The sequence below is a fragment of the Streptomyces omiyaensis genome, assembly GCF_014650895.1.
Lineage (GTDB): Bacteria > Actinomycetota > Actinomycetes > Streptomycetales > Streptomycetaceae > Streptomyces > Streptomyces omiyaensis.
This window is the reverse complement of record NZ_BMVV01000020.1, coordinates 110,051-130,460: the sequence shown is the minus strand read 5'-3', so window position 1 is coordinate 130,460 and position 20,410 is coordinate 110,051. Positions and strand designations below refer to the sequence as shown.

Annotated in this window: 17 protein-coding genes and 1 tRNA gene; 13 read left to right on the top strand and 5 right to left on the bottom strand. The window is 74.4% G+C overall.

The features are described from left to right. The first annotated feature begins 393 nt into the window (after nucleotides 1-393). A complete protein-coding gene (locus IE287_RS38785; protein WP_229883782.1) occupies nucleotides 394-1,842 on the top strand; it encodes a hypothetical protein in 1,449 nt (482 codons plus the stop codon). A 69-nt stretch (nucleotides 1,843-1,911) separates the two neighbouring features. Here IE287_RS38785 and IE287_RS27850 read toward each other — a convergent pair. Beyond that, nucleotides 1,912-1,998, bottom strand: a tRNA-Ser gene (locus IE287_RS27850). A 162-nt stretch (nucleotides 1,999-2,160) separates the two neighbouring features. On the opposite strand from IE287_RS27850, the gene IE287_RS27845 reads away from it, so the two are divergent. Further along, nucleotides 2,161-3,009 (top strand): MHYT domain-containing protein, encoded by an 849-nt coding sequence (locus IE287_RS27845; RefSeq protein WP_189851962.1) that lies wholly within the window; start codon nucleotides 2,161-2,163, stop codon nucleotides 3,007-3,009. An 83-nt stretch (nucleotides 3,010-3,092) separates the two neighbouring features. Here IE287_RS27845 and IE287_RS27840 read toward each other — a convergent pair whose 3' ends face one another. Further along, a complete protein-coding gene (locus IE287_RS27840) occupies nucleotides 3,093-4,580 on the bottom strand; it encodes a S1C family serine protease (protein WP_189851961.1) in 1,488 nt (495 codons plus the stop codon). Between the two features lie 187 nt (nucleotides 4,581-4,767). On the opposite strand from IE287_RS27840, the gene IE287_RS27835 reads away from it, so the two are divergent. From IE287_RS27835 to IE287_RS27825, 3 genes are all read left to right on the top strand, one after another. Then, the gene (locus IE287_RS27835) at nucleotides 4,768-5,607 is read left to right on the top strand and encodes a glycerophosphodiester phosphodiesterase (protein WP_189851960.1); all 840 of its coding nucleotides are present in this window, start codon (nucleotides 4,768-4,770) and stop codon (nucleotides 5,605-5,607) included. A gap of 156 nt (nucleotides 5,608-5,763) precedes the next feature. Then, nucleotides 5,764-6,369, top strand: coding sequence for an ATP-binding protein (locus IE287_RS27830; protein ID WP_189851959.1), 606 nt, complete (start codon nucleotides 5,764-5,766; stop codon nucleotides 6,367-6,369). A 323-nt stretch (nucleotides 6,370-6,692) separates the two neighbouring features. Beyond that, nucleotides 6,693-7,670: a DUF5926 family protein gene (locus IE287_RS27825; protein ID WP_189851958.1), complete on the top strand. Its 978-nt coding sequence runs from the start codon at nucleotides 6,693-6,695 to the stop codon at nucleotides 7,668-7,670. Nucleotides 7,671-7,886: 216 nt separating this feature from the next. Here IE287_RS27825 and IE287_RS27820 read toward each other — a convergent pair whose 3' ends face one another. Both IE287_RS27820 and IE287_RS27815 read right to left on the bottom strand, forming a co-directional pair. Beyond that, nucleotides 7,887-8,672 carry a hypothetical protein gene (locus IE287_RS27820; protein ID WP_189851957.1) on the bottom strand — a complete coding sequence of 262 codons (786 nt, stop codon included), beginning with the start codon at nucleotides 8,670-8,672 and terminating at the stop codon, nucleotides 7,887-7,889. A 252-nt stretch (nucleotides 8,673-8,924) separates the two neighbouring features. Continuing rightward, a complete protein-coding gene (locus tag IE287_RS27815) occupies nucleotides 8,925-9,740 on the bottom strand; it encodes a bifunctional DNA primase/polymerase (RefSeq protein WP_189851956.1) in 816 nt (271 codons plus the stop codon). A gap of 493 nt (nucleotides 9,741-10,233) precedes the next feature. Here IE287_RS27815 and IE287_RS27810 point away from each other — a divergent pair, with 493 nt between their 5' ends. Next, on the top strand, nucleotides 10,234-11,715 hold the full coding sequence (locus IE287_RS27810) for a PP2C family protein-serine/threonine phosphatase (RefSeq protein ID WP_189851955.1): 1,482 nt from the start codon (nucleotides 10,234-10,236) through the stop codon (nucleotides 11,713-11,715). 104 nt (nucleotides 11,716-11,819) lie between these two features. After that, entirely contained in the window at nucleotides 11,820-13,277 is a 1,458-nt protein-coding gene (locus IE287_RS27805; RefSeq protein WP_189851954.1) for an aminopeptidase P family protein, read from the top strand. A 49-nt stretch (nucleotides 13,278-13,326) separates the two neighbouring features. Here IE287_RS27805 and IE287_RS27800 read toward each other — a convergent pair whose 3' ends face one another. Further along, a complete protein-coding gene (locus IE287_RS27800) occupies nucleotides 13,327-13,776 on the bottom strand; it encodes an ATP-binding protein (RefSeq protein ID WP_189851953.1) in 450 nt (149 codons plus the stop codon). Between the two features lie 203 nt (nucleotides 13,777-13,979). Here IE287_RS27800 and IE287_RS27795 point away from each other — a divergent pair, with 203 nt between their 5' ends. The 6 genes from IE287_RS27795 to efeB all read left to right on the top strand — a co-directional run bounded on the left by IE287_RS27795 (nucleotide 13,980) and on the right by efeB (nucleotide 20,280). After that, nucleotides 13,980-14,759, top strand: a complete 780-nt coding sequence (locus IE287_RS27795) for a hypothetical protein (protein WP_189851952.1) — start codon at nucleotides 13,980-13,982, stop codon at nucleotides 14,757-14,759. A 149-nt stretch (nucleotides 14,760-14,908) separates the two neighbouring features. Beyond that, on the top strand, nucleotides 14,909-15,658 hold the full coding sequence (locus IE287_RS27790) for a YcnI family copper-binding membrane protein (RefSeq protein WP_189851951.1): 750 nt from the start codon (nucleotides 14,909-14,911) through the stop codon (nucleotides 15,656-15,658). A gap of 45 nt (nucleotides 15,659-15,703) precedes the next feature. Next, on the top strand, nucleotides 15,704-16,438 hold the full coding sequence (locus IE287_RS27785; protein WP_189851950.1) for an SCO family protein: 735 nt from the start codon (nucleotides 15,704-15,706) through the stop codon (nucleotides 16,436-16,438). Further along, complete coding sequence (locus IE287_RS27780; RefSeq protein ID WP_189851949.1) at nucleotides 16,435-16,887, top strand: copper chaperone PCu(A)C; 453 nt, start codon at nucleotides 16,435-16,437, stop codon at nucleotides 16,885-16,887. The genes IE287_RS27785 and IE287_RS27780 overlap by 4 nt, the downstream gene beginning before the upstream one ends. A 21-nt stretch (nucleotides 16,888-16,908) precedes the next feature. Further along, nucleotides 16,909-18,960 (top strand): copper resistance protein CopC, encoded by a 2,052-nt coding sequence (locus tag IE287_RS27775; protein WP_189851948.1) that lies wholly within the window; start codon nucleotides 16,909-16,911, stop codon nucleotides 18,958-18,960. Further along, on the top strand, nucleotides 18,961-20,280 hold the full coding sequence (gene efeB / locus IE287_RS27770) for an iron uptake transporter deferrochelatase/peroxidase subunit (protein WP_189851947.1): 1,320 nt from the start codon (nucleotides 18,961-18,963) through the stop codon (nucleotides 20,278-20,280). The last annotated feature ends 130 nt before the right edge of the window (nucleotides 20,281-20,410 follow it).

The window sequence follows — 20,410 nt, the reverse complement described above, 5'->3', positions numbered from 1 at the left end:
TCCGGCCCTTCCGTCCCTTCCATCCTCCTGCCCCCCGGCGGAGGGAGGAAGCGCTTTTACCCCACTCCGCAGCCCCGCGGGCCACGAACCGGGGCTCGGGACGGCCGGTACACGGGGCAATGCATACCTACGAGCCGGTACGACGGAAGCGGTGTCACACGTACGAGTGGGTGTTCCGGCCCTCGCGGCAACCTCCGGAACCACCCCTTCCGGACCCGAGATCCATGGCCCTCCGGCGGACGGGAGGAGGGAAATGGCCGGTCCAACGGGTGCTTCACCCTGAAGCGGAAGGAGAAAAGCGCGTGTCTAACCTCGCACCCGCGCCTAAATTATCCAGAATTTCACCTACTGCCCCAGTTGAAACCACGACGTCTCGTCGCCTAGGAGCGTGTCATGCAGATTCGCAGGTGGCTCCCGGACCAGCCCACCCTCATCGGCCGCCACGACTGGCCGGACGAGGGAGCCGAGGGAACCCATCTGCGGCTGCGGGCCGGTTCCATCGTGGTGCTCGACCGGCGCGCGTGGCGGGTCCTGGAGATCACCGGCTACCCCAACGACCACTGGCCCGAGGCCTACGAGAAAGCCTGGCGCGACCACATGGAGCTGTGGTGGCACGCCAACGAACTGCGAAGGGTCAACAACCAGTCGGTGAAACCGGCTTCGGACCGCGGCAACTTCTACAAGCGCCCGGTGGTCCTCGTCCTGCGCGACGAGAACCTGCCCCGTTCCGCGCCGAAGCACTGGTGCGCCCCCGCCAGCCAGGGCTGGCAGGTCCTTCCGGAGCACTACGCGGTCTGCCGGGCCTGCGGCGAGCTGCCGCCCTGCCACCACGGGGAGTACAGCCCCGAGGCCGGCCCCCGCGTCCCGGAACAGAGCGGAGGCATCCCGCTCATCGTGCCGGAGGGCTGCTGCATGGGCTGCGCCGAGCTGGTCAAGCCGCGCATGCGGACCGTGCGCTTCCCCGGCCCCAACCTCTGGTACCCGGACCTGGGCGAGGACACCGCGGTCTTCCACGCCCGGTCCGCCTGCGAGGACCAGGTGGCGCTCTACCGGGCGCAGTGGCAGGCCACGTACCCCCAGCCCGCCGTCCACCCGTCCGCCCCGGGCTTCCCCGGCTTCGACCACTTCTTCCTGCCCCAGCCCCGCCACGCCGCCGTGGCGCCGCCCGGCGCCGCGGCCGCCCACGGCCACGACCTCGCCCCCTCCCACGACCAGGGCCCCGCGCCGGTCCACGGCCAGGGCCTCCTGGCGGAGCACGGGCAGGGTCCCGCGCATCCCCAGGAGGAGGCGCGCTCCTCCCTGGTGACCGGCTCCGGCGCCTTCTCGCCCGCCTTCGAGGACTACCGGCCGGAGCCCGACCCGTACCCCTCGGCGCCGCCGGTCCCGCAGACCGTCCAGGCCGTCCAGGCCGTCCAGACCGCGCAGACCGGCCACTCCGCGCAGGCCGGCCACCCCACGCAGACCGGCCACCCCACGCAGACCGGCCACCCCACGCAGGCCAGCCACCCCACGCAGACCGGCCACCCCACGCAGACCGGCCGCTCCGCGCAGGCCGGCCAGGTCCCCCCGCCCGTCGCCGTCCCCATGGCCGCCCCCGCGACCGCGCCGATGACCACCCCCGTGGCCGCGCCGGCGGCCACTCCCCCGGCCGCGCCGATGGCCGTCCCGGACGCCATGCCCGTCGTCCGGGCCGCGGAGGAGCTGAGCCGTTCCCTCACCTCCCCGCCGGTCTTCCACAACGCGGAACAGGCGGCCCGGGTGATCGAGGAGCTCACCGCCGCGGTCCGCAACATCGCCCTCTGCCTGAACAGCCCGCAGGCCCGCAGCCACCCCCTCCCCTGAGGCTCCGGGCCCGCGCCGAAAGCCGAGAGCCCCCGTCCGGTCTCGCCGGACGGGGGCTCTCGCGCACCGCGGTGGGTGTGGGATTTGAACCCACGGAGACATCGCTGCCTCGACGGTTTTCAAGACCGTTCCCTTAGGCCGCTCGGGCAACCCACCTGCGCTCCCGCCCGCTTGGGGCGGAGCGGCTACAGCGTACCGGGTGAGGAGAGGGGGAGGGGTCCGGGATGCGGCGGGCGCCTCAAGATCGTCCGGATCACCGGGCTAGAGTCGCCTTCACCACATCTCCACGTTTTTCCGACATGAACAGAGGGTCGCAGGGTGCAGGGCACGATCGACGGGTTCAGCTACGGCATGGTCACGCCCCTCGTGGGCTATGTGATGGCCTGCCTGGGCAGCGCACTGGGGTTGCGCTGCACCGTGCGGTCGCTCGCGACCGGGCGGACCCGCAGGCCGGGGTGGCTGGCCCTCGGCGCGGCGTCGATCGGATGCGGGATCTGGACCATGCACTTCATCGCGATGCTCGGCTTCCAGGTGAGCGAGACGGCGATCTCGTACGACGGCACGCTGACCTTCCTCAGCCTGCTCGTCGCGGTGCTCGTCGTCGGCGCCGGCGTCTTCACCGTGGGCTACCGGGGCGCGCGGCCGGTCCCGCTGCTCGCCGCCGGTCTCTTCACCGGGCTCGGCGTCGCCGGGATGCACTACCTGGGCATGGCCGCCATGCGGATGAACGGCTCCCTCACGTACACGCCCGGCATGGTCGCGCTCTCGATCCTCATCGCCGTCGTCGCCGCGACCGCCGCCCTCTGGGCCGCCGTCTCCGTCCGCGGCTTCCTCGCCAGTCTCGGCGCGAGCGTCGTCATGGGCATCGCCGTGACCGGCATGCACTACACCGGCATGGCCGGCGTCGGCGTGCGGGTCGCCCACGACGCCCACGTCGCCTCCGGGGACGGCTCCTCCGCCTTCGACGTGCTGCCGCTGCTCGTCGGCCCGCTCATCTTCCTCGTCGTGGCGGCCGCCGTCGTGATGCTCGACCCGATGCTCATCATGGGCGACGACGAGACCGTCGCCCGCCCCGCCCAGCGCATCGACATCGGCGACCTCCAGGCCGGCCTGAACGCCGACAACAACTGGGGGGTCACCGGCGGGAGCCCCGAGCGCACTCCGTAGCCGGACCCGCCTCCGGAGCGGGTACGGACGCGAAAGGGCGCCGGGGGGTCCCCGGCGCCCTTTCGCGTGCCCACGCGCGCGGGTCAGCTGTCGCCGGTGCGCTCGCCGAGCACGACCGTCGTCGTCGCCGCCTTGCCGTCCCGCTCGTAGGTGATCTTCACCGAGTCACCCGGCTTGTGGGTCCAGATCTCGCTGATGAGGGACGGGCCGCTGTCGATCGGGTGGTCCCCGAAGCCCGTGATCACGTCGCCGGCCCGCAGCCCCGCCTTGGCCGCCGGACCGTTCGGCAGCACCGCCTCGGTGCCGCCGGCGCCCTGCTCCGCGATGGTCGCGCCCTCGCCCTTGTCGTTCATGTTCACCGTCGCGCCGATCACCGGGTAGACCGGCTTGCCGGTCTTGATCAGCTGCTCGGCGACCGTCTTCGCCTGGTTGACCGGGATCGCGAAGCCGAGGCCGATCGAGCCCGCCTGCGTCTGGCCGAGACCGCCGCCGGTGGACTGGATCGCCGAGTTGATGCCGATCACCGCGCCGCTCGCGTCCAGGAGCGGACCGCCGGAGTTGCCCGGGTTGATCGACGCGTCCGTCTGCAGGGCGCTCATGTACGAGTTGCTGCCGCCGCCGTCGCCCGAGGCGACCGGGCGGTTCTTGGCGCTGATGATGCCGGTCGTCACCGTGTTGGAGAGGCCGAAGGGCGCGCCGATCGCGATCGTCGAGTCGCCGACCGCCACCCGGTCCGAGTCGCCCAGCGGCAGCGGCTTGAGCCCCTTCGGGGCCTCCTTCAGCTTGATCACCGCCACGTCGTAGCCCTCGGCCCGGCCCACGACCTCGGCGTCGTACGACCTGCCGTCCGAGAAGGTCACGGAGAGCGTGCCGCCCTCGGCCGCCGACGCCACCACGTGGTTGTTGGTGACGATGTGGCCCTCCTGGTCGTAGACGAAGCCCGTGCCGGTGCCGCCGTCGCCCTGCGTGTCGCCGGACTTCGCCTGGATGGTGACCACGCTGGGCAGCGCCTTCGCCGCGACCGCCGCGACCGTGCCCGGCTCCCTCTTGAAGGAGGCGGGGGCCTCGCCCGAGGAGACCGTCGTCGAGGCCGGGCCCCGGTCCTCGCGCTGGGCCGCCCAGTAGCCGATGCCGCCGCCGATGCCGCCGGCGACGAGCGCCGCCACCAGGACCGCCGCGACGAGACCGCCGGTGCGCCTGCGCGGCTCCGCGGGCGGGGCCGGCACGGGCTCGCCCCAGGCCGGCACGGCCGGGGGCGCGGGCGGCCAGCCGGTACCGCCCGCTGCCGCCGCCACCGGCTCGGACGCCGGAGCCGGGGAGGCGGCGGGCGCGGGAGCCTGGGCGTACGCCGGATCCTGGGCGGGCGCCGGAGCCGGGGAGGCGGCGGGCGCGGGAGCCTGGGCGGGCGTCGGCGGGACGGGCGGGACCGGCGGCTGGATCCGGGTGGGAGCCTCCGCGGCGGGTGCCGCCGGCGGTGCGGCGGGCGGCGTGGCGGGGACGGGAGGCGTGGCGGGGGCGGACGGGGCAGTCGGGTCCGCCGGAACCTCGGTGCCCTCGTTCTCGGTGCTCACAGCTCGCTCTCCTCGTTCACGGCGCGGGGACGGTGACGGTCTCTCCAGGGTGCTGGGCCCAGCTTTTCCCACCCGGCGTCAGACGACGGTAAGGCGGAGCTGTGCGTCCGCACCCCATTCTTTATATCTGGGCAGAACGGACAGGTTGCATGTGTCCCCGCCGCCCCGCCAATGGCACCATGACGCGGTGACCCACGCACGGCAGCACCCGCACCCCGGCCCCGTCCAGGTCGTCGCCCACCGAGGAGCCTCGGAGGACGCGCCGGAACACACCCTGGCCGCCTACGTGAAGGCCATCGAGGACGGCGCCGACGCCCTGGAGTGCGACGTACGGCTCACGGCCGACGGACACCTGGTCTGCGTCCACGACCGCCGTGTCGACCGTACCTCGAACGGCCGCGGCGCCGTCTCGACGCTCGAGCTCGCCGACCTCGCCGCGCTGGACTTCGGCGCCTGGAAGGCCTTCAAGGAGGACCAGGAGCCCGGCGGCCCGGGCGAGAGCCCCGACTGGGGCGACCCCGAGTACACCTCGGTCCTCACCCTGGAACGGCTCCTGGAGCTGGTCTCCGACGCCGGACGCAGGGTCGAGCTCGCCATCGAGACCAAGCACCCCACCCGCTGGGCGGGCCAGGTCGAGGACCGGCTCCTCGCCCTCCTGAAGCGTTTCGGCCTGGACGCGCCCGTGGCGCCCGAGGAGTCCCCGGTACGGGTCATGAGCTTCTCGGCCCGCTCCCTGCAGCGGATCTCCACCGCGGCGCCGACGCTCCCGACCGTCTCCCTCACCCAGTTCGTCACGCCCCGGCTGCGCGACGGGCGCCTCCCCGCGGGCGCGCGCGTGGCGGGGCCGTCCATCCGGATCGTCCGCCACCACCCGGCCGTCATCCTGCGCCTGCAGAAGGCGGGCCACCAGGTCCACGTCTGGACGGTGGACGACCCCGAGGACGTCGAGCTCTGCCTGCGGCTCGGGGTCGACGCGATCATCACCAACCGCCCCAAGCAGGTCCTCGCGCACCTCGGGCGCGCCTGAGCCACACCGCGGGCGCGCCCGAGTCACACCGCGGGCACGCCCGAGTCGCGCCTCGCGCGCGCCCGGGCCGCGTGTCCGGATCACGCCTCCCGCGCACGCCCGGGGCGGTTCCGGGGGTGCGCACCGGCGCGTTCGGCGCGTACGCGATCGTCACTTGTGCTCCACCCCACCCGGAACAGGCGGTTTCCGGTCGTGGTCGCCGGGGCATCCACACGGTGGCGTGGGGCGAAGGAGGTCTCGGGGGTGGCGTTGGTGGTGGCACAGAAGGTGCCCACGTCGTCGAGCATGGCCGTACCCCATGGCCCTGCGGGCGTGGGGGAAGCGCGACACCGGATGCGGGACGAGCTGTACCGCGGCGGGGTGTCGGAATCGGTCGTCGACGACGCGGTCCTGATCCTGTCCGAACTGCTCAGCAACGCCTGCCGGCACGGCAGGCCGCTGGGCCGGGGCGACCGGGGAGAGGGCGACGTGCTGGCGGCCTGGCGGCTGGAACCGTCGGGCGGGCTGACGGTCGAGGTCACGGACGGGGGCGGGCCCACGCGGCCGGTGCCGTCGACGCCCTCGGTCACGGCGCGCGGCGGGCGCGGACTCCAGATCATCGGCGCCCTGGCCCAGGACTGGGGCGTGCGCGACAGCGCGACGGGCGAGGTCACGGTCTGGGTGCGCGTCACGGAGGGACACCGCCGCGAGGACTTCGCGGCCCGGGTCGGCGCCGGCGGCTCCGGCTTCGACCTCCTCGACGCCTACGACGACCTGGACTGACGGACACGGCCCCGACCCGGTGCGCGGCCCGACGGAGGCCGCGGTCCGACGACGGCCGTGGCCCGACGGAGGCCGTGGCCCGACAACGGCTGCGGCCCGACGGAGGCCGTGATCCGACAACGGTCGTGATCCGACAGCGGCCGCGATCCCACGACGGCCGCGATCCGACGACGGCCGTGGCCCCGCGGCGACCGTGGCCGCGATCCGGGCCGCCGGCCCGTCGCGGGCGCCGCTCCGACCCGGTGCACGGCTGAGCCTCCGGGGGCGTCCGGGCGGCTAGGCTCGCGCCCGACACAGCACCGCGATCGGGAGAAAGCCACACCATGGCCAAGAAGCGCCCCCAGACGAAGGCCGGCAAGAGCGGCCAGGCACAGGTCACGAACGGGGAGATCCCGGTCGTCGGCGCGCGCGAGCCGTGCCCCTGCGGTTCGGGCCGCCGCTACAAGGCGTGCCACGGCCGGGCCGCCGCGCACGCCGTGACCGAGCACGTCCAGCGCCCCTTCGAGGGCCTGCCCGGCGAGTGCGACCTGGTCGCGCTGCGCGAGCTGGTGCCCGCCGCCACCGTGCCGCTCACCCTCAAGGGCGGGCTGCCCGAGGGCGTGCCGTCGGTGACGCTCGCGACGGTCCTGCCGATGGCATGGCCGGCGCTCCGCCGCGACGACGGTTCCGTCCTGCTCGCCCTGCAGAACGACGGCACCTCCGGCGACCTGTCCCGCGACCTCGCCGACACGCTCCAGCGCGCGCTCGCGACCGAGCCCGGCAACCCGGTGCCGCCGCGCCGCGTCGAGCCCGAGGGCCCCCGCCTCCAGGACCTGCTCGACACGGACGCCCCGTTCGCGCCCGAGGTCCACACCGGCTTCGAGTTCTGGATCCCGCAGTCGGCCGACGGTGCCGAGCCCGAGGTCGCCGCCTCCCTGGAGCGGGCCAACGCCGCCGCGATCCCCACGGTGAAGCTCGACTCGGTCGATGCCGCCTACTGGTGCGAGACGCCGGACAAGAACCACCTGCGCTGGGTCATGCCGTACCCGGAGGAGGCGCTCCTCGACGCGCTCGCCCGCCTCCAGGCCGCCGGCACCACCTCCCTCGGCCCGGACACCCGTCTCGTCGGCTCCTTCCGCGCCCACGGCCTGATGGTGCCGGTGTGGGACCTGCCGTCGGCGATGACCGCCGAGGAGTGCGAGAAGCCGGCCGCCGAGTTCGCCGAGCGGCTGACCGAGGCGCTCACGGTCGACGCCCCGCTGACCGCCGAGGAGCGCCGGGCGCGCGGTGGCCTCACGAACCGTCAGGTGACTCTCAGCTGATACCCCAGGTGGTATCGGTGACTGACAGACCGACCAGTCGGTGACTTCCGCCACAGCGGAACCTACGGAGCGGTAAATCCCTGTCCGAATAACCGAGATCGAATTTGCGAACAGCAGATCTCTTGTTACCGTTCTGGAAGCCCGGTCGCTGGTGCATCCCCCGTCGCCAGCGACCGGGCGTTTCCATGTCCGCCCCGCCGTCGCGCCGGGCGCTTCTCAACTCGCTTCGCCGTCGGCCGTGTTGCTGCCCGACCGCAGCAACAGCGGCGCATCTCCGCCCTCGCCGCTCCTCGCGAACTCCGCCACCGCCGTGTGCGATCGGGCCGCCCCCGTGCCCGGCTCCCTGGGCGTCTCGCAGGTGTCCGGCTCGTCCCGCGCGGGCACCGCGCAACGCACCTGGACCGTCCGTCCGCCCGGCGCCATGAGGGTAAGAATCGCGTCGATCTCCCGGCCGGTGGCGTTGCGGTAGTACGTACGCGCCCAGACGTCCGGCCCCTCGGAGAGGACGCAGGTCTGGGCCTCGACGCCCTCGGGCGAGGCGAGTTCGGGACCGCAGCGGCTGACCCGCTCGTGCCCCGCGGCCGCGGCGACGGCGCTCCTCCCGGGCGCCGGTGCCGCCGCGGAGGGGCGAGCCTCCCCGGCGTCCCCCGCGCTCCCGGGCGTACGGGCCTCCCGGCCGAGCCCCAGGCCGTCCAGCAGACCTCCGCCGGGCTCCCCGGCCGCCGTGCCCCCGGCCGTGTCCCCGCCGGGTCCCGCACCGCCTCCGGTCGCCGCCGTACCGCCCGTGCGCCCCTCCGGCCCCGCGTCCGCCCGCTCGTCACCCGTGGCGTCCGTCCCGGCGTCCGCCTTCCCGTCGGCGGCGGACGCTCCCGGGGCCGCGGAAGGGGCCGACGGTGCCGCGTCGGGCTGGCCGGCCCTGGCGGCGAGGGGGACCAGCACGGCGATCGCGACGGCGGTGCCGAGGCCGGCCATGCGGAGTTTCGCCGGGCTCAGCCGACTCATGCGACCCACCTGCTCTGTTCGGGGAACGGTCCGGGCCGGGAACGATCACGGACGGTGCGGCCGAACCTACCGGCGCCGGACGGACGCCCGGCGGGCCGCGCGCCCGATTCCGCTGCGCGTCGGCCCAGGACACACCCGTTCGGGTGAACGGTGGCGCCCGCAGGACACGCCGGCACGCGTGCCCGCTCCCGCCCGACCCGTCGGCACGCGAACCGGCCCCGACCCGTCAGTACGCGAACCGGCCCCGACCCGTCAGTACGCGAGTCGGCTCCCGCCGCCGGGCGCGGCCGTGCTCGCCTCGACCAGGGCGTCCACCACCGCCTCGACGTCCGGCAGCCAGGGCCGGGCGGAGCCCGTCAGCGGCGCCCGCTCCCAGCGGACCTGCCCGGTGCCCGCCGTGGACGGCGGCACCAGCAGATAGCCGCCCTCCCCGTGGAAGCGCAGCGAGCTGGGCACGCTGTCCTTCGCGTACAGCAGCTCGCCGAGCCGTTCGAGGTCGTACGGGGCGACCAGGATCGACCAGCGGGTCGGCGTCGCCACCACCGGACCCAGGCGCATGCCCATCCCGTCGAGGGCCCGCAGGGCGCGCGCGCCGGCGAGGGCCGGGAGGCTGACCGCGCAGGGGGCGCGGCCGCCGGTGGCCAGGACGATCGGGGCGTCCGGGCGCCGGGTCCACCACCAGCGGATCATCCGCTCGTCGGTGGTGGCGGCGAGCAGGCCGGGGTCGAAGGGGTGGGCGCCGGGGACCACGCAGCCGGGGTCGGGGCAGGCGCACACCGGCCCGCCCTCGCCGCCGGACCGCTCGGCGTTCCCGGACAGCTCGGGCGCGCCTCCGGACCGCTCGGTCGCGTCCCCGCCGCCGGACCGCTCCGCCCTCCGGGCGCCGGACTTCGTCTTCAGGCCGGTCCGGCCGGAGCTCTTCGTCGTCGGGGCGGGCTCTTCGAGTCCCACGCCCGGCAGGACGGGCCAGTCCCACTCGACCGCGAAGGTGACCGCCGCGTCCTGTCGAGCGGCCCTCGCCTTGCGCCGGAACCGGAGCCTGCGTCGCCTTCCGAGGATCTCGCGCATGAGCGCTCGTTCCTTTCCGTTGAACGCCGAATCCACATCACACCATGTGCAGATCTCTTCACCGTGCGTATCAGCGCGTACAGCGTCGGCGGTGCGTCGCCCCGCTCGGGGGCGGGGCCGGCCGGAACGGGGCCGGGTCACAGTCAGGTCGAAGCCGGTTCAGAACACGATCCCCGCCACGCGGGGACGGGCTGCGGCCTGCGGCACGTGGGACGCCGGGGTTCCGCCACTCGATCCCGGGGCGCTCGCAACTGCCCCTGCCTGTCATCGATTACGTACCCCACACGCTCAGGATGACGCGCTTTCAAACGACGCCAGTCGACCGCAAAAGGTGCACAGCGGGGGTAATTTTCGGCCAACTTCCAGCCCACTTCAACCCCTGCGCACGACCTCCCGGAACGCCACTCGGACACCACAAGTCCCATGGGGACAATGCTGGACATCGCTCCTCGGGTGCGTGTACATGTGGAGACATCGAGCGGCGCACAATGACATGGGGGTTTGCGATGCCATGGCGTCAAACGCACCGGTCGGAAAGCCGACCGAGATGAGCTCCCCACACCTGCCGAAGCACCTTCCGAAAGTGGCCGGAATCGATTCCACGGTTCCCGCTCCACCGCACACTAAGGCGCCCCTCGCGGGCGTCCCCGCCGCGGCGGCACCGGCCGACGCGGCCCCCGGGCCCGGCGTCCTGATCACGGACCGCCTCGCCGGCTGGGTCTCCGACCTCACCACCCTCCACGAATTCACCGAGCGGCTCATCAGGACCGCCACCCTCGACGAGGCCCTCCACGAGATCCTCGGCGCGGGAGCCGCCCTCGTCGGCGCCCGCCGCGGCATGGCCGTCCTCGAACCCGCCGACGGCCTCGGCCCCACCACCACCGTCGGCCTCGGCCTCGCCCACGCCGACCTCGGCACCATCGAGACCGTCCCCCGCTGCTCCGGCAGCCACGGCCGCCTCCTCGACGGGCTCCCCGACCCGTCGGACCCGCACCGCGTCCCGGAACCCATCGCCATCCCCGACGTGCGCACCGAGGAGGGCCTCGACCCCCGCCACCGCGAGGTCGCCGCCCGGCTCGGCTACGCCGCCAGCTACGCCCTCCCCCTCGCCACCGAGGAGGCCGGCCGGATGGGCGCAGGCGTCTGGCTCTACGACGAGCCGGCCGCCCCCACCGAGCGCCAGCGCCACCTCGTCGGACTCTACGGACGCTTCGCCACCGAGCACCTCGCCCGCCTCCTCCAGGTCGAGCGCGCCCGCGTCCAGGTCTCCACCGTCGCCGAGGAGCTGCTCCCGAGCCGGCTCCCCCGCGTCCCCGGGGTCCGGCTCGCCGCCCGCCACCGCACCGGCCCCCGGGGCGGCGGCGACTGGTACGACGCCCTGCCGCTGCCCGACGGCGCCCTCGGGCTCGCCGTCGGCTCCGTCTCCGGCACCGGGCCGAGCGCGCTGGCCGCGATGGGCCGGCTGCGCGCCTCGCTGCGGGCGTACGCGGTCATGGAGGGGGAGGACCCGGTCGCCGTCCTCTCCGACCTGGAGCTGCTGCTCCGGCTCACCGAGCCGGCCCGCTCGGCCACCGCCCTCTTCGCCTTCGCCGAACCGGACCGGCGCAGGATCGTGCTGGCCGGCGCGGGCCACGCGCCGCCGCTCCTCGTCGGCGCGCGCCGCACCGCATTCGTGGAGACCTCGCTCTCCGCCCCGCTCGGAATGCTCTCCTGCTGGGAGGCGCCGAGCGTGGAACTGTCGCCCGCGCCCGGAGAAACGGTGCTGCTGTACACGGACGGACTGCTGCGGCGTACCGGCGACCCCATGGACCGGGCCTTCGCCCGGCTCCACGCGGCCGCCGCGAGCGTGCCCCGCGCGGACCGGGAGGACCCCGGGGCGATCGCCGACCACGTCCTGCGGACCGTGCTCCCGGACGGGCTCGACCCGGCGGTGGAGGGCGAGGACGTGGTGCTGCTCGCCGCCCGCTTCGACTGAGCGCGCCGCCGACCGGACGGTAACGGGCCTTCCGGCCCTGGGCCCCCTTCCGCACGACCGTACGATGGAGGGGGTTCAGTGTCGTACCAAGAGGAGGCAGACCCGTGGCCGAAGAGCTCACTCCGGAGACCCCGGACGAGGCCGAAGAGCCGATCAAGCAGCGGAAGAACGGCCTGTACCCGGGCGTCTCCGACGAGCTCGCCGAGAACATGAAGTCCGGCTGGGCCGACACGGAGCTGACCGGGCTCGCGCCGATCCCGCAGGCGGCCGAGACCGCCGCGCGCCGGGCCGCGCTCTCCGCCCGCTTCCCGGGCGAGCGCCTGGTGGTCCCGGCCGGCAACCTGAAGACGCGGTCGAACGACACCGAGTACGCCTTCCGCGCCTCGACCGAGTACGCGTACCTCACCGGTGACCAGACCCACGACGGCGTCCTGGTCCTGGAGCCCGTCGCGGACGGGCACGAGGCCACGATCTACCTGCTGCCCCGCTCCGACCGCGAGAACGGCGAGTTCTGGCTCGACGGCATGGGCGAGCTGTGGGTCGGCCGCCGCCACTCCCTCGCCGAGGCGGAGCAGCTGCTCGGCATCCCGGCGAAGGACGTGCGCGAACTCACCGCCGCGCTCAAGGAGGCCACCGGCCCGGTCCGCGCCGTGCGCGGCCACGACGCCGGCATCGAGGCCGCCCTCACCGACAAGGTCACCGCCGAGCGCGACGAGGAGCTGCGGGTCTTCCTCTCCGAGGCCCGCCTCGTCAAGGACGCCTTCGAGATCGCCGAGCTGGAGAAGGCCTGCGCCTCCACCGCCCGCGGCTTCGAGGACGTCGTGAAGGTCCTCGACAAGGCCGAGGCGACCAGCGAGCGCTACATCGAGGGCACCTTCTTCCTCCGCGCCCGCGTCGAGGGCAACGACGTCGGCTACGGCTCCATCTGCGCCGCCGGCCCGCACGCCTGCACCCTCCACTGGGTCCGCAACGACGGCGCGGTCCGCCCCGGCGACCTGCTCCTCCTCGACGCCGGCGTCGAGACCACCGAGCTGTACACCGCCGACGTCACCCGCACCCTGCCGATCAACGGCCGGTACACCGACGTCCAGCGCAAGATCTACGACGCCGTGTACGAGGCGCAGGAGGCGGGCATCGCCGCGGTGAAGCCCGGCGCCGCCTACCGCGACTTCCACGACGCCGCCCAGCGCGTGCTCGCCGAGAAGCTCGTCGAGTGGGGCCTCGTCGAGGGCCCGGTCGAGCGCGTCCTGGAGCTGGGCCTCCAGCGCCGCTGGACCCTGCACGGCACCGGCCACATGCTCGGCATGGACGTCCACGACTGCGCCGCCGCGCGCACCGAGGCGTACGTCGACACCACCCTGGAGCCGGGCATGTGCCTGACCGTGGAGCCCGGGCTCTACTTCCAGGCCGACGACCTGACCGTGCCGGAGGAGTACCGCGGCATCGGCGTCCGGATCGAGGACGACATCCTCGTCACCGAGGACGGCAACCGGAACCTGTCGGACCAGCTGCCGCGCCGCTCGGACGAGGTCGAGGCGTGGATGGCGGCCCTGAAGGGCTGACCCCGCCGCACCGTCGAGAAGGGCTCCCGCCGGGGGCCCTTCTCGCCGTTCAGGCCATCAGCAGGGACGGGCTGTCCTTCCACTTGAGGATCTTGTCGAAGCTGACCACCGCCCCGCCGCGGCCCGAGCGGCCGAAGTGGACGTGGTCGGAGAGCTCCTCGATCAGCCGCAGCCCTCGCCCGTGCTCGGCGTCCGCGCCGGCGGCGGGGGCCGCCGAGGGCGGTGCCCCGGCGAAGCCCGGACCGGCGTCGGCCACCTCGATCCGGCAGGTCTCGCCGTCGAGGAAGGCCGTCACCCGGTACGCCTCCGAGCCGCGGCCCGCGGCGGCACCGCCGCCGTGCTCGACCGCGTTGGCACACGCCTCGGTCAGGGCCACGGACAGCTCGTAGGACACGTCCGGATCGACCCCGGCCGTCTCCATGGTGCCGAGGAACAGGCGCCGGGCGAGCGGCACGCTCGCGGCCTCGCGCCGCAGATGGAGTGACCACCAGATGCTCATGCTCCAGCCTCCCGGCAGCGGCTCGACATACCCCTAGCTATTGCCGGGGACGGGCGTCCGTAAGCGCCCGAACCGGCCAAGAGCGCCCGTTCGGCGGATGCGACGGGACCGGAGCCGGTGTATGTCGGCCCGAACACCCCCAAGAACGACCTTGCGGACCTGCCTCCTGCGGGCTGGGGCCCTGGTGCGATGATGGGGCCGCCATGTCTGCCCCCGCGCTCGCTCCACGGCTGCTGAGGGCCGCGGTGTTCACCGCGGTCTGCGTCGTGCTGTCCGCGCTGGGACACGCCCTCGCCGCCTGTGCGGGCATCGCCCTGTGGACCCTCCTCGCCGGCTTCCTCGGCGTCTTCGGGGTCACGGTCCTGCTCACCGGACGCGAGCGCTCCCTCGGCTTCGTCGTCGCCGCCCTCGCGGGCGGGCAGCTCGGCCTCCACCTGCTCTTCGGCCTCGGCCAGCGGCAGCTCGCCCTGGGCGAGCGGGCCGACGACACCCTGGTGCGGATGGCGGCCAAGCTGATCTGCGGCTCGGGCGCGGCCTCCCTCACCCCCGGCGACGCCGCCGGGGTCCTGGACCGCGCCGGGATCGACCCGTCCGCCGCGCAGGCCCACGCGGGCATGCACGCGGCCGGCGCGACGCCCGCGGACGCGCTGCTGCCGAGCCTGCCGATGGCGCTCGGCCACCTGCTCGCCGCCCTGGTGGCCGGCTGGCTGCTGCGCCGGGGCGACCTCGCCCTGGTCCGGCTCGTCGAGCTCTCCGAGCAGGGCGCGACCGAGCTGGCCGAAAGCACGCTGGTGCGCTCCCTGCGCGCCGCGCTCCGGCTCGTACGGACCCTGCTCGCCGGCCTGGCGACCCTGGCCCGCACCGCTCCGCACGGCCGGCCGCGCACCGCCTTCGACTCCTCGCCGCCGCCGGTGGCCGGGGCACTCCAGCACACGGTGATCCGCCGCGGCCCGCCGGTCGCCGCCTGCGTCCTCGCAGCCTGACGCGGTCCGCTCCACGAGGGAGCGGGGCCGCGCCCGTCCGCGCCCACCCGCCCGGGTCCGCCCGTGGCCCCGGTGCGTGCGCCGGACCGGACCGCCTTCCCTTCTCCGGGGCCCACCGCGGCCCCCTCACCGAGCCGGAGTGCCTCTCCATGAACCTGTCCCGCGCCGCCCTCGCCGCCGGTACCGCCGCCGCCTCCGTCGTCCTGCTCTCGGGCACGGCCTTCGCGCACGTCAGCGTCCAGCCCCAGGGCGAGGCCGCCAAGGGCGGCTACGCGACCGTGAACATCAAGGTCCCGAACGAGCGCGACAACGCCTCCACCGTGAAGCTGGAGGTCAACTTCCCGCTCGACCACCCGCTCGCCTCCGTCATGCCGCAGCCGGTCCCGGGCTGGAAGGCCGAGGTCACCAAGGCCAAGCTGGACAAGCCGCTGACCCTGCACGGCAAGCAGATCAACGAGGCCGTCTCCAAGGTCACCTGGACCGCGGACGGCTCGAAGATCGGCCCCGGCCAGTTCCAGCAGTTCCCGCTCTCCCTCGGCCAGCTGCCGGAGGACGCCGACCAGCTCGTCCTCAAGGCGATCCAGACCTACGACAACGACGAGGTCGTGCGCTGGATCGAGGAGCAGAAGGGCTCCGAGGAGCCGCAGAACCCGGCCCCCGTCCTGAAGCTCTCGGCCGCCGGCGACGACCACCACGGCGGCGCCGCCACCTCCGCCGCGCCCACCGCCACCACCGACGCGAAGGCCGGCCACGACGCGGCCGGCGACCACGCCGGCACCACGACCGCCTCCGCCTCCTCGACCGACACCACGGCCCGTGTCCTCGGCGTCGCCGGCATCGTCGTCGGCATCGCCGGTGTCGCCTTCGGCCTCCTCGCCGGACGCCGTCGCTCGGCCTGACGGCACCCGCCCAGCACGCCCAGCACCCCGAAAGACAGTCACCTCATGTCCACTGAGAAGACGTCCCCGTCGCAGAGCGGCGGGGACGGCACCACCGGCCGCCCCGGCCGGCGCACCCCGCTGATCATCGCCGCCGTCGCGATCGTCGCCGCCCTCGGCATCACCGCCGCGGTCGGCCTCGGCAGCGACGACGAGAAGGCCACCTCGTCCGGTGTCGTCCAGATCGAGGGGGGCACCGCCGGGCAGGCCCGGGCCGCCACCGTCCTCGACCGGCCGTTCACCAAGCCCGACCTCGTCCTCACCGACACCACGGGCGCGACGTACGACCTGCGCGAGCGCACCAAGGGCAAGCCGACGCTCCTCTACTTCGGCTACACCAACTGCCCCGACGTGTGCCCGCTGACGATGAGCAACATCGCCATCGCCAAGAAGCAGCTGCCCCAGGCCGACCAGGACAAGCTCCAGGTCGTCTTCGTCACCACCGACCCCGAGCGGGACACGGCCGCCTCGCTGGCCAAGTGGCTGCCCGCGGCCGGCGACCCGTCCTTCACCGGCCTCACCGGCGACTTCGCGAAGATCCAGGCGGGCGCCCGCTCGATCGGCATCGGCATCGACCCGGCGAAGAAGGAGAAGGACGGCAGCGTCGTCTCCATGCACGGCGCCCAGGTCGTCGCCTTCTCCCCCACCACCGACCAGGGCTACGTCCTGTACGGGGAGGACGCCACCGTCGACGACTACGCCAAGGACCTGCCGAAGATCATCAAGGGGGAGAACCCGTGACCCGCCGCACCACCGCCCTGTCCGCCGCCGTGGCGCTCGCCGCCGCGCTCGCGCTCACCGGGTGCTCGTCCGACAGCGGAAAGCCCGAGCTGAAGGTCAGCGGCGCGTACATGCCCCAGCCCGTGATGGACATGGCCGGCGGTTTCCTCACCATCCAGAACACCGGTGACACCGCCGACAAGCTCACCTCCGTCACCAGCCCGCTCTCGGACGACGTCACGATGCACGAGACGAAGGACCAGAAGATGCTGGCGGTGAAGGCCTTCGACATCCCCGCCGACGGGGAACTGAAGCTGGCCCGGGGCGGGAACCACCTCATGTTCATGGAACTGAAGTCGAAGCCGAAGCAGGGCGACAAGGTCAGCATCGAGCTGCACTTCGAGAAGGCCGACCCGATCACGGTCGAGCTGCCCGTCGAGGCCGCCAACCACAACCCGCAGCAGCACTGAGCTCGTTGACGGAGTGACACAGTGACGACACCCACCGCCCCGCGCCTCGGCACCGCCCTGGCCCGGCTGCTCGTTCTCGCGGCCGCCCTCCTGGGCGTGCTCCTCGCCGGCGCCGCCCCCGCCTCCGCGCACGCGGCGCTGACCGGGAGCGATCCGCAGGACGGGGCGGTGGTCGCCACCGCCCCCGCGGAGGTCGGCCTCACCTTCTCGGAACAGGTCGCGATGAGCGCCGACTCGATCCGGGTCCTCGACCCCTCGGGCCGGCGCGCCGACACCGGCGAGATCATCGACCTGTGCAGCGGCGCCGTCGTCAAGTACGGCGTGGCGCTGCGGGCCGGTCTGCCGGACGGCACCTACACGGTCGCCTGGCAGACCGTCTCCGCGGACAGCCACCCCATCGCCGGCGCCTTCACCTTCTCCATCGGCGCCCCCTCCGCCACCTCGGTCGCCCTGCCCGAGCAGGCGGCCGGCGGGGGGACCGTCGGCCTCCTCTACGGGATCGCCCGCTACCTCTCGTACGCGGGCTTCGCCGTCCTCGTCGGCGGCGGCGCCTTCGTGCTGCTGTGCTGGCCGCGCGGGGCGGGCGTCCGGCCCGTGCAGCAGACCGTCGTACGGGGCTGGCTCACCCTCACCGGCGCCACCCTGGTCATGCTGCTGCTGCGCGGTCCGTACACCGGCTCCGGCAAGCTCGCCGACGTCTTCGACCTGGCCGGGCTCCAGGGCGTGCTCCAGACCAAGACCGGGGCCGCGCTCACCTCCCGGCTGCTCCTGCTCGGCGCGGCCGCGCTCTTCGTCGCCGTCCTCTTCGGCGCGTACGCCCGGCGCACCGACCCGAAGGAGCGCAAGGACCTCTCCTTCGGACTGGGCCTCGGCGGCACCGTGGTCGCCGCGGGCATCGCCGGCACCTGGGCCCTGGCCGAGCACGCCTCCACCGGCATCCAGCCCGGCATCGCCATGCCGGTCGACATCCTGCACCTGCTCGCCGTGGCCGCCTGGCTCGGCGGCCTCACCACCCTGCTGGTCGCCCTCTACCGGGCGCCGTCGGTGGAGCGCGCGGCGGTCGAGCGCTTCTCCCGCGTCGCCTTCGCCTCGGTCGCCGTGCTGGTGGCCACCGGCATCTACCAGTCCTGGCGCCAGGTCGGCTCCTGGTCGGCCCTCACCGGCACCCGGTACGGGCAGCTGCTCCTGGTCAAGATCGGCCTGATGGGCGTCCTCGTCGGCATCGCCTGGATATCCCGCCGCTGGACCCGGCGCCTGGCCGGACGGACCGCGGGGGCGGACGCCGGGACCGGCTCCGCGGCCGACGGGTCCTCGCCGGTCGCCGGGTCCTCGCCGGTCGCCGGCACGGAGGCGGAGACCGGCCCGGAGGCGGAGACCGGCCCGGAGGCCGGCGAGGAGGAGCCCGAGCAGCCGGATCCCGGGGAGCAGGGGACCGAGGAGCGGGAGCCGGAGGAAAAGGGGGCCGCGGAGCAGGGGACCGAGGCGGCGGATCCCGAGCGGGCCGCGCAGCTCGCCCGGCAGCGCGTCGCCATGGCCACCGCCCGGCGCAAGAAGGCGCGGGACGCGGACCCCGAGCGGACCGGACTGCGCCGTTCGGTGCTGACCGAGGCGGCCGTGGCCGTCGTCCTGCTCGCCGTCACCACCGTCCTCACCACCACCGAGCCCGGCCGCACCGAGGAGGAGGCCGCTAGGACCGGCGGGACGACGGCCGGCTCGGCCGCGGTGCCCGACCGCCCGGTCGACATCCGGCTGCCCTTCGACACCGGCGGCGTGGACGGCAAGGGCGTCGTCCGGCTCAGTCTCGACCCGGGCCGCACCGGCGCCAACGCCCTGCACCTCTTCGTGGAGCGCCCCAACGGGAAGCCGCTGGACGTCCCCGAGGTCAAGGTGAACCTGACCCTGGAGGAGAAGGGCGTCGGCCCGCTGCCCGTCGCCCCGGACCGGATCCAGACCGGACACTGGAGCGCGAGCGGCGTGCAGCTCCCGCTGCCCGGCGAATGGCGGATCCAGGTGACGGTCCGTACCTCCGAGATCGACCAGACCACCATCGAGAAGAACGTCAAGATCGGCTGAATGCCCGTGAGCAACCCCGTGCCCGGCCCCGCGCCCGACGGCGCCTCCGCCCCCGTGCCCGACGGCGGCCACCTCGACATCTCCCGGCGCCGGCTGCTCGGCACCGTCGGCGCGGCGGGCGCGGCCGGCCTCGTGATCGGAGCCGCCGGCGGTGCGGGGATCGCGTCGGCCGTCTCCGGGGACGGCCCCGTCACCGGGGCGGGCGGCCCCCGCGCCCTCACCTCGGTGGGCTCCACCGAGGTGGCCTTCCACGGCAGGCACCAGCCCGGCATCACCACCCCGCTCCAGTCCCGCGGCCATCTGGTCGCCTTCGACCTGGCGCCGGGCGCCGGCCGCAAGGAGGCCGCCGCGCTGCTGCGCCGCTGGTCGGCGACGGCGCGGACGCTGATGGCGGGGAAGGCGCCGTCGGCGGACACCGGGATCGCGCTGGACGCGGGCCCGTCGTCCCTCACGGTCACCTTCGGCTTCGGCCGCACCTTCTTCGACCGGACGGGGCTGGCCGCCCGGCGCCCGATGCAGCTCGACCCGCTGCCCTCCTTCTCCAACGACGCGGTCGACCCGAAGCGGTCGGAGGGCGATCTGTGGGTGCAGATCGGGGCGGACGACTCCCTGGTCGCCTTCCACGCGCTGCGCGCGCTCCAGAAGGAGGCCGGGGACGCGGCCCGGGTGCGCTGGCAGATGAACGGCTTCAACCGCTCCGCCGGGGCGACCTCCCGCCCGATGACGGCCCGGAACCTGATGGGCCAGGTCGACGGCACCAACAATCCGAGGACCACCGACCCCGACTTCGACCGCCGGATCTTCGTCCCCGCCGGGGCGACCGGCGCCCAGGACTGGATGGCGGACGGCTCGTACGCCGTCGTGCGGCGGATCCGGATGCTCCTGGACGACTGGGAGGGGCTGACGCGGGAGAAGCAGGAGCGGGTCATCGGCCGCCGCAAGGCGGACGGGGCACCGCTGTCCGGCGGCTCGGAGACGACTCCGCTGGACCTGGACAAGAGGGGTCCGGACGGGAAGCTCGTCATCCCCGACAACGCCCACGCCCGGATCTCCGCCCCCGAACAGAACGGCGGGGCGGCGATGCTGCGCCGGCCCTTCTCCTTCCACGACGGGATCGACGCGGACGGCGCCCCGGACGCGGGGCTCCTCTTCGTCTGCTGGCAGGCCGATCCGCTGCGCGGCTTCGTGCCGGTGCAGCGCAAGCTCGACCGGGGCGACGCGCTGTCCCCGTTCGTCCGGCACGAGTCCAGCGGTCTCTTCGCCGTGCCGGGCGGGGCGGCCGAGGGCGAGTACGTCGGGCAGCGGCTGCTGGAGTCCTGAGGGCCGCCCCGGGCGGAAGTCCCGTGGCCACCGGGCATCCGCCTCCCGTGCCCGCCGGGGACGGGAGGCGGATGCCCCCCGGGGCCGCCGGTCCGGTGCCCGCGGGGGAGGCGGGGCCGGCGCCCTCCCC

Coding starts and splice junctions, on each gene's coding strand:
- IE287_RS38785 (WP_229883782.1), top strand. CDS start 394: ATGCAGATTCGCAGGTGGCTCCCGGACCAGCCCACCCTCATCGGCCGC.
- IE287_RS27825 (WP_189851958.1), top strand. CDS start 6,693: ATGGCCAAGAAGCGCCCCCAGACGAAGGCCGGCAAGAGCGGCCAGGCA.
- IE287_RS27820 (WP_189851957.1), bottom strand. CDS start 8,672: ATGAGTCGGCTGAGCCCGGCGAAACTCCGCATGGCCGGCCTCGGCACC.
- IE287_RS27815 (WP_189851956.1), bottom strand. CDS start 9,740: ATGCGCGAGATCCTCGGAAGGCGACGCAGGCTCCGGTTCCGGCGCAAG.
- IE287_RS27810 (WP_189851955.1), top strand. CDS start 10,234: ATGGGGGTTTGCGATGCCATGGCGTCAAACGCACCGGTCGGAAAGCCG.
- IE287_RS27800 (WP_189851953.1), bottom strand. CDS start 13,776: ATGAGCATCTGGTGGTCACTCCATCTGCGGCGCGAGGCCGCGAGCGTG.
- IE287_RS27795 (WP_189851952.1), top strand. CDS start 13,980: ATGTCTGCCCCCGCGCTCGCTCCACGGCTGCTGAGGGCCGCGGTGTTC.
- IE287_RS27790 (WP_189851951.1), top strand. CDS start 14,909: ATGAACCTGTCCCGCGCCGCCCTCGCCGCCGGTACCGCCGCCGCCTCC.
- IE287_RS27785 (WP_189851950.1), top strand. CDS start 15,704: ATGTCCACTGAGAAGACGTCCCCGTCGCAGAGCGGCGGGGACGGCACC.
- efeB (WP_189851947.1), top strand. CDS start 18,961: ATGCCCGTGAGCAACCCCGTGCCCGGCCCCGCGCCCGACGGCGCCTCC.